At 61.4% G+C, this 12,258-nt stretch carries 12 protein-coding genes and 1 pseudogene; 5 read left to right on the plus strand and 8 right to left on the minus strand.

The features are described 5' to 3' along the window. Positions 1–29 precede the first annotated feature (29 nt). Positions 30–602 (plus strand): TetR/AcrR family transcriptional regulator, encoded by a 573-nt coding sequence (locus FHT29_RS19435; RefSeq protein WP_168600043.1) that lies wholly within the window; start codon positions 30–32, stop codon positions 600–602. Between the two features lie 315 nt (positions 603–917). Beyond that, positions 918–1,196, plus strand: a pseudogene (locus tag FHT29_RS19440) (aminotransferase class I/II-fold pyridoxal phosphate-dependent enzyme); the annotation flags it as partial. Between the two features lie 76 nt (positions 1,197–1,272). On the opposite strand, the gene cysN reads toward FHT29_RS19440, so the two are convergent. The 3 genes from cysN to FHT29_RS19455 form a co-directional block, all read right to left on the minus strand. Continuing rightward, positions 1,273–2,766 (minus strand): sulfate adenylyltransferase subunit CysN, encoded by a 1,494-nt coding sequence (gene cysN, locus FHT29_RS19445; RefSeq protein WP_047560559.1) that lies wholly within the window; start codon positions 2,764–2,766, stop codon positions 1,273–1,275. Between the two features lies 1 nt (position 2,767). Beyond that, positions 2,768–3,721 carry a sulfate adenylyltransferase subunit CysD gene (gene cysD, locus FHT29_RS19450; RefSeq protein ID WP_047638858.1) on the minus strand — a complete coding sequence of 318 codons (954 nt, stop codon included), beginning with the start codon at positions 3,719–3,721 and terminating at the stop codon, positions 2,768–2,770. A gap of 126 nt (positions 3,722–3,847) precedes the next feature. After that, on the minus strand, positions 3,848–4,585 hold the full coding sequence (locus tag FHT29_RS19455) for a phosphoadenylyl-sulfate reductase (RefSeq protein ID WP_168600045.1): 738 nt from the start codon (positions 4,583–4,585) through the stop codon (positions 3,848–3,850). Between the two features lie 490 nt (positions 4,586–5,075). Between FHT29_RS19455 and FHT29_RS19460 the strand changes: the two genes are divergently transcribed. Further along, positions 5,076–5,522, plus strand: a complete 447-nt coding sequence (locus FHT29_RS19460) for an Rrf2 family transcriptional regulator (RefSeq protein ID WP_037193559.1) — start codon at positions 5,076–5,078, stop codon at positions 5,520–5,522. A 3-nt stretch (positions 5,523–5,525) separates the two neighbouring features. Here the strand turns inward: FHT29_RS19460 and FHT29_RS19465 are convergent, their stop codons facing one another. Further along, entirely contained in the window at positions 5,526–6,887 is a 1,362-nt protein-coding gene (locus FHT29_RS19465) for a chloride channel protein (RefSeq protein WP_168600046.1), read from the minus strand. A gap of 182 nt (positions 6,888–7,069) precedes the next feature. Between FHT29_RS19465 and FHT29_RS19470 the strand changes: the two genes are divergently transcribed. Continuing rightward, positions 7,070–7,342, plus strand: a complete 273-nt coding sequence (locus FHT29_RS19470) for a YlcI/YnfO family protein (RefSeq protein ID WP_168600076.1) — start codon at positions 7,070–7,072, stop codon at positions 7,340–7,342. Then, positions 7,339–7,638, plus strand: coding sequence for a type II toxin-antitoxin system RelE/ParE family toxin (locus tag FHT29_RS19475; RefSeq protein ID WP_168600047.1), 300 nt, complete (start codon positions 7,339–7,341; stop codon positions 7,636–7,638). The genes FHT29_RS19470 and FHT29_RS19475 overlap by 4 nt, the downstream gene beginning before the upstream one ends. A 12-nt stretch (positions 7,639–7,650) precedes the next feature. Here FHT29_RS19475 and betA read toward each other — a convergent pair whose 3' ends face one another. The 4 genes from betA to betI all read right to left on the minus strand — a co-directional run bounded on the left by betA (position 7,651) and on the right by betI (position 12,166). After that, complete coding sequence (gene betA, locus FHT29_RS19480; RefSeq protein ID WP_092573017.1) at positions 7,651–9,300, minus strand: choline dehydrogenase; 1,650 nt, start codon at positions 9,298–9,300, stop codon at positions 7,651–7,653. Between the two features lie 168 nt (positions 9,301–9,468). Beyond that, positions 9,469–10,932: a betaine-aldehyde dehydrogenase gene (gene betB / locus FHT29_RS19485; RefSeq protein ID WP_047559773.1), complete on the minus strand. Its 1,464-nt coding sequence runs from the start codon at positions 10,930–10,932 to the stop codon at positions 9,469–9,471. Next, positions 10,932–11,573: a glutathione S-transferase family protein gene (locus tag FHT29_RS19490; RefSeq protein ID WP_037193565.1), complete on the minus strand. Its 642-nt coding sequence runs from the start codon at positions 11,571–11,573 to the stop codon at positions 10,932–10,934. Before FHT29_RS19490 ends, betB begins: the two co-directional genes overlap by 1 nt. A gap of 5 nt (positions 11,574–11,578) precedes the next feature. Beyond that, positions 11,579–12,166: a transcriptional regulator BetI gene (gene betI / locus FHT29_RS19495; protein ID WP_047559556.1), complete on the minus strand. Its 588-nt coding sequence runs from the start codon at positions 12,164–12,166 to the stop codon at positions 11,579–11,581. Positions 12,167–12,258: the final 92 nt, after the last annotated feature.

Here is a 12,258-nt window from a genome sequence, read left to right on the forward strand (position 1 = left end):
ATTCGCGCGCATGAAGATGAGGGCATGAGGTGGGCAGCAGCGAACGCAAGATCAGGGAACGTGAGGAGCGCGAACGCCGGATAGTCGTCGCTGCGAGGACGATCGCGGAACGTGATGGCTGGCCTGCCGTCACGATCCGGCGTCTCGCCGACGAGATAGAATACAGCCAGCCCGTTCTCTATTCGCATTTCGGAAATCGCGATGAGATCGTCGGAGCGGTCGCTCTTGAGGGCTTCAGCGAATTGGCCACGATACTCCGTGCCGCGATCCGGCCATCCTCCACGCCAAAGGAATCAGTGGAAGGCGTCGCGACCGCCTATCTCGATTTCGCTTTCGCCCGGCCTGCGATGTACGAGGCGATGTTTATCCTTCCAACCGGCCTTCGCTTCGCCAGGTCCGACACGCCGGCACCGCTCCGTGCGGGTTTCGGAGCCATGGCGACCGTGATCGCGCCGTTCTCCCAGGATGTGGATACCGCTACTGAAACTTTCTGGGCGGCACTCCACGGATTGGCGGAGCTTGAGCGCCACGGCAGGATAAGGCCCGCTTTCCGGTCTCACCGTATCACGCTCCTCATGCAGATGGTGTCGGGTCAACTCTGAGAGCGGGTCTTGCGATTAATCCGGTCCCGCATAGATGGCTTGGAAAATGTGGGACAAGGCAAAGGACCAAAGCTCTTGGAGTTTGGCTGCCGAAAGATGCCGTTCGATGGTGGCATTTGCTCCATTAGACAGTAAAATTGAACCACGCGACGCCAAACCAGCCCGCAACCGCCAAAATTTGGAAATCACGATGACTGTTTCTGGAGTCCCATTGTCCATTCCCTGACCCCCTATGTCGCAGGGGAGCAGCCGGCCATGGGCGATGTGATCAAGTTGAATACCAACGAAACCCCCTACAGCACCTTTCATCGGGACTGGTTCGAGAGACATCGCGATTTGATCATTGCCAGCCGGGAACGCCTGTCCATGGCGCTGAAAGAACTCGGCTTCGACGTGCTGCCGTCCTCTGCCAATTTTCTGTTCGCGCGGCACCCGGATCAATCGGGCGCGGAGTTGGCGGCACAACTCAGGAGCCGGGGAATTCTGATAAGGCGTTTTTCCCGGGGGCGCATTGGCGACTACCTGCGCATCACCATTGGAACGGACGCCGAATGCGATCGGCTTCTGGCGGCTCCAGGCGAAATATTGCGCTGATCCCAAGTGTAGGGGGCCGGAATTGGCGAGAGGCCGACCGAGGTCGGCCTCTCTGCTGCTGAATGCCCAGCCGTGATTAGATATCGCTGGCAGCGTTCGACCAGATTTCCGCGGCCTGCGCCGAGGTGACGCGGCGGACTTCCGTCTCGTCGCGGCGGCTGGCGAAGAGTTCGCTCGCCATGATCTGCTCGGCGAGATCGGCCGGCAGAGACAGGAGAACGCGCTGGCCCTCCTTGTGGATGCCGCCGACATCGGTGCGCTTGCCGGTGATCATGCCGCCGGCGACCGTGTTGTTGCTCTCGGGATCGATCAGGATGAAGGAGCCGGTCGAACGGTTCTGGTCGTATGGGTCGAAGACGGCGGCTTCGTCGAAGGAAAGGCGAACCTTGCCGATGGCGTTCATCCACAGCGATTGCGCCGGTGCCCAGGCGCCGGTCTTCAGTTCGAGCTGAGCGATCGGCTGCACCTGCACACGCTGGCGGCGGCTGCCGCTCTTCAGCCAGTAGCGCTTGCCCGGCTCGATGCCCTCAGGCTGCAGCGCGACGATCTGCGCATCGAAGGAGAGGCCGGATTGCGGCTGGCTGTCGATCGCGACAATCATGTCGCCGCGCGAGACGTCAACCTGGCGGTCGAGGACGAGCGTGATCGCATCGCCGGCAACGGCGGCGTTGCGCACCAGATCGAAGGTGACGATCTTCGAGACGTTGGCGACCATGCCCGAAGGCAGGATCATGACGCTGTCGCCCGGCTTCACCGAGCCGCCGGCAACCGTGCCCTGATAGCCGCGGAAGCTTTCGCCGGGGCGCGAGACGCGCTGCACGGAGAGACGGAACCCGACCGTCTGCGCCGAGCGAACGGTTGCCGATTCCAGCGCCTCGACCAGCGTCGGGCCATTGTACCAGGGCATGGCGGCCTGGCCGGAATAGACGACATTTTCGCCCTTCAGCGCCGACATTGGAATGGCCGTGATCTGCTTGACGCCGAGCGAAAGGGCGAATTCGCGGAAATCGTGCGAGATCTTCTCGAAGCCGGCGCGGTCGTAGTTCGTCAGGTCGATCTTGTTGACGGCCAGGACGAACTGCTTGATGCCGAGCAGCGAAGCGATCGTCGCGTGGCGGCGCGTCTGCTCCAGGATGCCCATGCGCGCATCGACGAGCAGCACCGCCAGATCGGCGGTGGAAGCGCCCGTCGCCATGTTGCGGGTATATTGCTCATGGCCGGGCGTGTCGGCAACGATGAAGGAGCGCTTGTCGGTGGAGAAATAACGATAGGCGACATCGATGGTGATGCCCTGTTCGCGCTCGGCCTGCAGGCCGTCGAGCAGGAGTGCGAAGTCTGGCAAGCCGAGATCGTTCTGCTTGCCGGTGGAATCGCGCTGCAGCGTGGCGGCCTGGTCTTCCTTGACCGCCTTGGTATCCCAGAGCAGGCGGCCGATCAGCGTCGACTTGCCGTCGTCGACGCTGCCGCAGGTGAGCAAGCGAAGCGGGCGCGAGTCGCGGACGGCCTTGGCCGGTTCGGCGGCGGCCCCGACAGCGGGCAGGGTGACGGCGGCGTTGGCGTTTGCGGTCATCTCAGAAATATCCTTCACGCTTCTTCTTTTCCATGGAGCCGGACTGGTCGCGGTCGATGGCGCGGCCCTGACGTTCGGAAACCGTGGCGATTTCCAGCTCTGCAATGATTTCTTCAAGGGACGTGGCGGTGGAGCGGATCGCACCGGTCAGCGGGAAGCAGCCGAGCGTACGGAAGCGGATGAGTTCCTCGCGCTTGACTTCGTCCGGCAGCAATTCGAGCCGCGGATCGGCCGCCATGATCATCATGCCGTCGCGCTCGACGATCGGGCGCTTCGCGGCGAAATAGAGCGGCACGATCGGAATGTCCTCGGCCTGGATGTAGCGCCAGATGTCGACCTCGGTCCAGTTGGAGAGCGGGAAGACGCGCACGCTCTCGCCCTTGCGGATCTGGCCGTTATAAATGTTCCAGAGCTCCGGGCGCTGATTGCGCGGATCCCAGCGATGATCGGGCGTGCGGAAGGAGTAGATGCGTTCCTTGGCGCGCGAAGCCTCCTCGTCGCGGCGGGCGCCACCGAAGGCGGCATCGAACTGGCCGGCATCCAGCGCCTGCCGCAAGGCCTCCGTCTTCATGATGTCGGTGTAGCCAGCCGAACCATGGGTGAAGGGCGTGATGTTCTCCGCCTTGCCGCGCGGGTTGATATGCTCGATCAGGTCGAGATCGTACTTCTTCACGATCTCGTCGCGGAAGGTGATCATCTCGGCAAATTTCCAGCCGGTGTTCACGTGCAGCAGCGGGAAGGGGATGCGGCCGGGATAGAAGGCCTTGCGCGCCAGATGCAGCAGCACCGAGGAATCCTTGCCGACCGAATAGAGCATCACGGGACGCTCGAATTCGGCCGCAACTTCGCGAAAGATATGGATGGCTTCGTTTTCCAGCGCCTTCAGGTGCGGATCGAGCGGCGGCTTGACGCTTTGCGGATTGGAAAGTTCCGTATCCGGACGGCTATCGGGCATGTATGACTCCAGAACTTCAATTGTCCCGACCTGAAATTTGGCCGGAAAGAATGGCTGCGTTGGTTCCCGGTAGATCGGCGGCGATGAAACGCGCTTCAGATCGGAGCCGGGAACCGGCGAGGTATGCTATTGAGCGGCGACCGTGGCCTCTTCGTGAACATGCAGGCCGCATTCACGCTTTTCGTCGTTCTCCCACCACCAGCGGCCGGCGCGCTCGGGCTCGCCTGGCTTGATGGCACGGGTGCAGGGTTCGCAGCCGATCGACGGATAGCCGCGGGCATGCAGCGGGTTTACCGGGACGCTGTTATCCGCGACGTATGCGCGGATAGCATCGATATCCCAATCGGCCAACGGATTGATCTTGATCAGGTTGCGCTCCGAGTCGAATTCGGCAAACGGCGTATCGGCGCGGTTGGTGGATTGGCCGCGGCGCAGGCCGGTGATCCAGATCGTGGCGCCGGACAGTGCACGCGCAAGCGGCTTCAGCTTGCGCACGCCACAACAGGCATGCCTGGCTTCGACGCTCTCGTAGAAGCCGTTGAGACCGTACTTTTCGGCATAGGCGTCAATATCAGCCTTTTCCGGTTCGTAACGGACGATATGGATGTCGTACTGGCTTTCCGTCTCGTCGATCAAGGCGAGCGTTTCGGGAAAGAGACGGCCGGTCTGCAGCGTCGCGACTTCGATCGGCAGGCGATGGTTGCCGATCTCCGCCGTGATGACCTGGTCCTCTATCCCGAGCGAGGTCGTGAACACGGCGCGGCCGCCAAGGCTGGCGACCAGGGACAGACGGCCTGCAAGATCGAGCGATGCCAAGCGGCTGTTCAGCGTCGCGGCGTCTTCAATAAGTGTAATGGCAGTCATGGGGGATCCTGTCCTGATATTCTCAGGAGTATCGCAGCTCGCAGGGGCAGCGGACAGAAAAATAGATTTCGAAAGCAAGCGGCTGGAGAGTAAATATCTCCATGAAGCTGCGCCGATAAGGAAAAGCGACCGCCTCGGCTGTTAACCAAGGCGTTTTGCCACCTGAAGCGGCTGCTCGGAAGCACCTGAAATGGCTAGCCATCTTTAAGTGCTTGCTTTAATGTCTATAGAAATAGTAGAGTTACACATAGCTTGTCAAACGGAAATCGGAAGTGATGGCCAAAATGATGCGTATTGGCGGATTTTGAGCTAAACTATGAGCATAGAGACAAAAGAATGAAAACAAGGCTGGGTTGCCAGCGTTTTCCCGACGTTGCCCCATTGGTGTCTTCGCTCCGGAATTAGCCGTGGACGAAGTCTGCAGAGTTCTCAAACGATCCGGCTGAACCGATCGGCCGAACGTATCGCATGTGTGTGTAAGCGGTTCGAAATGATTACTCAGAAAGCAAAATATGCGCTGCGTGCGCTATCGGCCCTTGCCCAGTCCGAGGCAGGCGCGCCGATGATGATTTCCGATATCGCGGCGCAGCAAAGGATCCCGAAAAAGTTTCTGGAGCAGATCCTTCTCGACCTGAAGCATCAGGGCATCGTGATCAGCCGGCGCGGCAAGCAGGGAGGTTATCTCCTCCGCAAGCCGGCCGACGAAATCACCTTCGGCGAGATCTTGCGCGTCATCGACGGGCCGCTGGCGCCGCTGCCCTGTCTGTCGCTCACCGCCTATCGTCGTTGTGACGATTGTGACGGTGAGCAGACCTGCGAAATCCGGCATGTCTTCGCCAGGGTCGCCGATGCAACCCGCAAGGTTCTTTTCTCGACGACCATCGCCGATGCGGTGGCGCAGCCTGACGGTGCCGCGGTCACGAGGCTGATGGCCTGACCTCTAGTGAGCGGCGGTTTCCTCGCCCGCTTCCTTCTCCATGGCACGCCGCGCGCGGATGGCCGCCGCGATGAAGACGCGCGACAGGCCGTGATAAAGCGGCTCGCGCGATAGCAGCCGCGACGTCACATAACCGATCATCGAGACCGCCATGATTGGAATCACTGCCTGATGGTCGCCTGTCATTTCCAGGATGATGACGAAGGCCGTCATCGGTGCCTGGACGACGCCGGCGAAATAGCCGGCCATGCCGAGAATTGCCGCAAGTGCGACACCGCCACCGACGAACTGGCCGACCGTGCTGCCAAAGCCGGCGCCGACGGCAAGCGAAGGCGCGAAGATGCCGCCGGGAATGCCTGAGATCATCGACAGGAAGCTCGCAAGCAGCTTTTCGACGAAGAAGAGCGCGGGCAGGGCATGTCCCTCCACAGCGCCGCGGGCCTGGTCGTAGCCGGTGCCGAAGGTCTGGCCGCCCGAGAAGACGCCGATGGCGGCCACGACGAGGCCGCACAGGCCGGCAAGGATCAGCATGCGCTGGAGCGGCTGCGGCTGTGCCCAGCGGCGGATGCGGATGCCGGCATAGAGCGCAAATCCGCTGAAGGTGGCGCCGAGAGCGCCGCCACCGACGCCGCAGATCAGCATGACGATCCAATCCCTGAGCATCGTCGGCGCGGCATCGGCGGTGCCGAAATAATTATAGCTGCCGGAAAGGCCGAGGGCTGCAAGGCCGGAAAGGATGACGGCCGTCAATACCAGGCCGTTGGCACGCGATTCATAGGTGCGGCTCATCTCCTCGATGGCAAAGACGATCCCGGCAAGCGGCGTGTTGAAGGCTGCCGCGATGCCCGCCGCCGAGCCGGCAAGGATCAACCCCTTCGCCTGCGCCATACCGCCGAACCGGGCAACGGCCAGCATGAAGGACGCGCCGACCTGCACCGTAGGTCCTTCGCGGCCGATCGAGGCGCCGCTGAGGAGCCCGAGAACGGTCAGCACGATCTTGCCGAAGGCAAGCCGTAGCGACAGCAGTTTCGTACGGTCCTCGGGGTGATGCAGATGCCGCGCGGCAATTGCCTGCGGAATACCGCTCCCTTGCGCGTTGGGAAACAAGGTCGTGGCCAGATAGGCTGACAGCACGAAGCCAAGCGGCGTCAGCACGAGCGGCAGCAGCCAAGTCCATTCTCCGGAATGGGTAACACCCGCAAAGGCGCGCTGCGCCAGATCGGCAAGCTTCGCAAAGCCGACGCTGATTACGCCGATCGCCAGAGCCCCCGTCCAGAAGACCAATCGCGGCCGCCAGAGCTGAAATGAACCCCAGAAGACGCGGGAACGGCGGAGCAGCTTAGACTTACGATAGATGGGGGGCATGAGGCTTTTTAACCGGTGGATCGAGCGATGTGTCCATTTAGGACTCAAGTCTGAACAGTCTGCTTAAAAATGGCGGATGAGGATACTCACACTGTCTTACAAGACTTCAATTTACCGCGGACGTTTGCATGAGTGTTGACATGTTCCAATTGCATCGCAATTGCAACGCACAAAGGTGGGTCATGAAATCCGCTTCCATTCCTTCGTTAAGAGTCGACCCGGAACTGCGCGCCGCCGCTGAGAGTGTGCTGAAAGAGGGGGAAACGCTCTCGGCTTTTGTGGAGAATTCGCTAAGGGCTCAAATCGATCACAGACGGGTACACGCGGAATTCATCGCGCGCGGCTTGGCTGCGCGAGAGCAAGCCAAGCGTACAGGGATCTATTATAGCGCCGATGAGGTGGTTGGCGAATTGAAGGAGATGCTTGCAGCAAAGATAGCGCGCAAGCCAAATTGAAATATGCAGTTCGCTATGCCAGCTCGGCTCGTGACGATATCAAGCGGCTTTATGCCTGTCTGCTCGACCGCGATGAGAACACCGCCAAACGTGCCATTTCGGTCATTGAAAGTGCGATGAAGATGTTAGCGGACTTTCCGTTCAGCTGCCGCAAGGCATCGGTGGATAATCCATTTCTCCGCGAGCTCGTCATTCCGTTTGGGTCTGCCGGTTACGTCGCGCTGTTTGAAATCGAGGATAGCGAGACGGTGACGATATTGGCGATCAGGCCTCAGCGCGAGGAAGACTATCACTGATTCCTGTCGATCTTACCGGTCGCTCGTCTCCCAGCGCGGATTGACCCACGGTTCCTGATTCGAGCGCGCCAGCCTCTGCTTGCCGAGGATATGGTCGGCGGCCTTTTCGCCGGTCATGATCGAGGGGCCGTTCAGATTGCCGTAGGTGACGTGCGGGAAGATCGAGCTGTCGGCGACACGCAGCCCGTCGACGCCGATAACGCGGGTGTCCGGATCGACCACTGCCATCGGATCGTCTTTCGAGCCCATCCTGCAGGTGCCGCAGGGGTGATAGGCGCTTTCCAGATGCTCACGCAGGAAGGCGTCGATCTGTTCGTCCGTCTGGACGCCCGGGCCTGGCTGGATTTCCGGCCCGCGATAGTCGTCGAAGGCTTTCTGCCCGAAGATTTCGCGGGTAAGGCGCACGCAATGCCGGAATTTTTCCCAGTCCTCCGGATGGCTCATGTAGTTGAAGCGGATCACGGGATCGGCCTTCGGATCGGACGAGCGTAAGGTGACTGCGCCGCGCGACTTGGACAAATTGTAGCCGACATGCGCCTGGAAACCATGGCTCTTGGCCGCCGCCTTGCCGTCGTAGCTGATGGCGACCGGCAGGAAGTGATACTGGATGTCGGGCTGCTTGACGCCGGGTGCCGAGCGCAGGAAGGCGCAGGCTTCGAACTGGTTCGAGGTGCCGAGGCCCGATTTGAAGAACATCCATTGAGCACCGACAATCGCCTGCATGTACCAGGGCAGCCAGGAATAGAGCGAAACCGGCTTCAGGCTGGTCTGCTGGAAATAGAATTCCATGTGGTCCTGCAGGTTGGCGCCGACGCCGGGGCGGTCGATCTTCACCTCTATGCCCATATCGCGCAGATGCTGCGCCGGTCCGATGCCCGAGAGCATCAGCAGCTTCGGCGAATTGAACGAAGAGGCTGAAATGATCACCTCGCGGTTCGCCTTGATGACTTCGATCTTGCCGCCGCGTTCCACTTCGACGCCGGTGGCGCGACCATTTTCGATGACGATTTTGCGGGCGAAGCAGCGGATGAGCTCGACATTCGGCCGCTTGAGGGCGGGCTTGAGATAGGCTGTCGCCGCAGACCAGCGCCTGCCCATCCAGGTCGTCTGCTCCATCAGGCCGAAGCCTTCCTGCTTGCTGCCATTATAGTCTTCGGTCGCCTCGAAGCCTGCCTGCTTGCCCGCCTCGATGAAGGCATGGAACAGCGGATTGCGGGCGTCCCCGCGGCGCACATGCAGCGGCCCATCGGTGCCACGCCAGCCTTCCTCGCCGCCGTGCGAGTGTTCCATCCGCTTGAAATAGGGCAGCACGTCGGCATAGGCCCAGCCTTGGGCGCCGAGTTCTTCCCAGCGATTGAAATCTTCCGCATGGCCTCGCACATAGACCATACCGTTGATCGAGGAGGAGCCGCCGATCACCTTGCCGCGCGGCGCGGTGATGCGCCGGTTGTTAAGTTGCGGCTCCGGCTCGGAAAGATAGCCCCAATTGTAGCGGTCCATGCTCATCGGCCAGGCAAGGGCCGCCGGCATCTGGATGAAGGGGCCGAAGTCGCTGCCGCCGAATTCAAGGACGATGACCGAATGCTTGCCATCCTCCGACAGGCGGTAGGCCATGGCGGAGCCGGCCGAGCCCGAGCCGACGATGACGAAATCTGCTTGCATGACCATGTGCTCCAGGTGGATAGCGGCGAAAGTCGAGGCGGTTCTATACCCTCCCCTTGAGGGGAGGGTCGGCCGAAGGCCGGGGAGGGGTGATCGTTGGTATGCGCATAGCGGCTGGTCACCCCCACCCGCCACTATGCGGCGACCTCCCCCTCAAGGGGAGGTAGATCAATAAGGCGCCTGCACCGGCCCCATGCCGACGTAAACGGTCTTCAATTCCGAATAATGCTCTAGTGCTGCGAGCGAATTCTCGCGGCCGAAGCCGGATTGCTTGGAGCCGCCGAAGGGAATTTCCACCGGTGCGAGATTGTAGGCATTGATCCACAGCGTACCGGCCTCGAGCTGGTCGACGACGCGGTGGGCGCGGGTGAGATCGGCGGTGAAGACGCCGCCGGAGAGGCCGAATTCGGTGGCATTGGCGCGGACGATGACTTCAGCCTCGTCATCGAAATCGAGAACGCACATGACCGGCCCAAAGATCTCCTCGCGGGCGATGGTCATGTCGTCGGTCACGTCGGCGAAGACGGTCGGCTGAATATAGTAGCCTTCGCCGGAGACATTGTTCGGAATGCCGCCGCCGGCCACCAGTGTCGCGCCTTCCGCCTTGCCCTTTTCGATATAGGACAGCACCTTCTCGCGCTGCGCCCAGGAGACCATTGGGCCGATCTGGGTCGCCTCGTCCATCGGGTCGCCGATCAGCATCGCTTCGGTGCGAGCCTTCAGCCGCTTCAGGAATTCGGACTTGATCTTCCTGTTGACGAAAACGCGGGTGCCATTCGAGCAGACCTGGCCGGTCGAATAGAAATTGCCGAGCATTGCGCCGCCGATGGCGCTGTCGATGTCGGCATCCTCGAAGACGATCAGCGGCGACTTGCCGCCGAGCTCCATGGTGACATGCTTGAGGTTGCCCGCGGCCGCGGCGGCGACCTTACGGCCAGTGGGCACCGAGCCGGTCAGCGAAACCTTGGCGACGTCGGGATGGTTGATGAGCAGCGGCCCCGTTTCGCGGTCGCCCTGGATGACGTTATAAAGCCCCTTGGGAAGACCGGCCTCGATGAGAATCTCGGCGATCTTCAACGCGCCGAGCGGCGTGTTCTCCGAAGGCTTGAACACCATGGCGTTGCCTGCCACAAGTGCAGGCGCGCCCTTCCAGCAGGCGATCTGCTGCGGATAGTTCCAGGCGCCAATCCCGACGCAGACGCCGAGCGGCACGCGCTTGGTATAGGCGAAATCGCCGCCGAGCGGGATGTAGGAGCCGTTGAGGCCGGCTGCCGCGACGCCGCCGAAGAATTCGAAACTGTCGGCGCCGGAAGTGGGGTCGGCGACGATGGTTTCCTGGATCGGCTTGCCCGTATCCAGTGTCTCGAGCTCGGAAAGCTCGCGGTTGCGCTCGCGCATGATGTCGGCGGCACGCTTCAGGATGCGGCCGCGCGCCGTCGGGCTCATCGCAGCCCATTCCGGCTGCGCCCGCTTGGCGCTGGCAATGGCCCTCTCGACGATATCAGGTGTTGCCGCGTGCAGCCGTGCAATCACCTCGCCGGTCGCGGGGTAGATGCTTTCGATGACGGTTCCGTCGGTATCCTCGACATACTCGCCGTCGATGAAATGCGAGGCTTTCGGTTGTGCGCGCATCATAGAACCCTCAGTTCTTCGTAAGACACCATGACATGCTCCCGGAAGGCAGGTCGTTCGGTCAGGTTTTCGTAATAGCGCTCCAGCCGCGGAAGGGAGGGGCGCGGGATATCGATGTCGAAATAGCGATAGAGCACATGGCCGAATTGTATATCGGCCAGCGTCAGGTCATCTCCTGCAAGGAAGCGATGCCGCTCGAGCTGCCTCTCGGCGATGTCGAGTTTCGCGCCGAGCGCAGTCAGCGCCGCCGCAATGGCCTGTTGGTCTTGCAGAGCCGGTGCGGTGCGCACCACGCGCCAGAACACCGGGCCGGTGAAGTTCAGCGTAATGTTGAGCTTGGCCCACTCAGCCCATTTGTCGATCTGAGCGCGGCGTCGCGCGTCATCCGGCCAGAAGGCCTCATCGCCATGTTGCGCGGCGAGATAGCGGATGATGGCGCCTGTTTCCCAGAGCGGCTCGCCATCATCCTCGCGCAGCACCGGAACGGTGCCGTTCGGATTCATCGCCAGAAATTCAACGGTGTCGTTGACGCCATATTTGAAGCCCGCATCGATGCGTTCATAGGCAAGGCCGAGCTCGCCGATGCACCACATCAGCGCCTGTACGTTGGATGACGATTTACGGCCCCATACGGTCAGCATGCTCTTCAGCCTTTCAGCGCGTTGAGGTAGGTCGTCAGGTAATCCTCGGTCAGCGCGATCGACGCCTCGGTGCTGATCGGAGCGGATCGCAGGCTCTGACGGATATAAAGCCCGTCGATCATGGCGGCGGCACCTTCGGCGATACGCTCCGCGTCCTCGGCCAGGCACAGAGGCTTCAGATTTGCCACCAGGTTCGAATGCAGCCGGCGCGCGTAGATAACGAGAAAGCGGCGCGTTTCCTCGGAGCGTTGCGCCTCGGCATAGAAGGCGAGCCATGCGGCGATAGTTTCCGGTGCGAACTGGTCCGCCTGGAAACTGACGCGAATGATGGCTGACAGCTTCTCTCGGGGTGTTCTCGCGGCCCTGAGCGCCGTCACGACGCTGTCGCGCAGGCGCTGTAGATGAGCGCGGACGGTTTCGATCAGCAACTGTTCCTTGCTGCCGAAATAATGATGCGCCAGGGCAGGGGAAACGCCCGCCTGCTTGGCGATTTCGGACATGGTAACGGTCAGCGAGCCGTGATCGCCGATCACGCGCATCGCCGCATCCACAAGCGCCTTGCGGCGCACCGGTTCCATTCCGACTTTCGGCATGCGTCACTCCTGAAGGCTTGCAGCGAGTGTATTTTTGATTGACTGATCAATCAACAAAAAAATCTCGTGCCGGACCGGGCCGCGTCAAAAAA

Source organism: Rhizobium sp. SG741 (assembly GCF_012275435.1).
Lineage (GTDB): Bacteria > Pseudomonadota > Alphaproteobacteria > Rhizobiales > Rhizobiaceae > Rhizobium > Rhizobium lusitanum.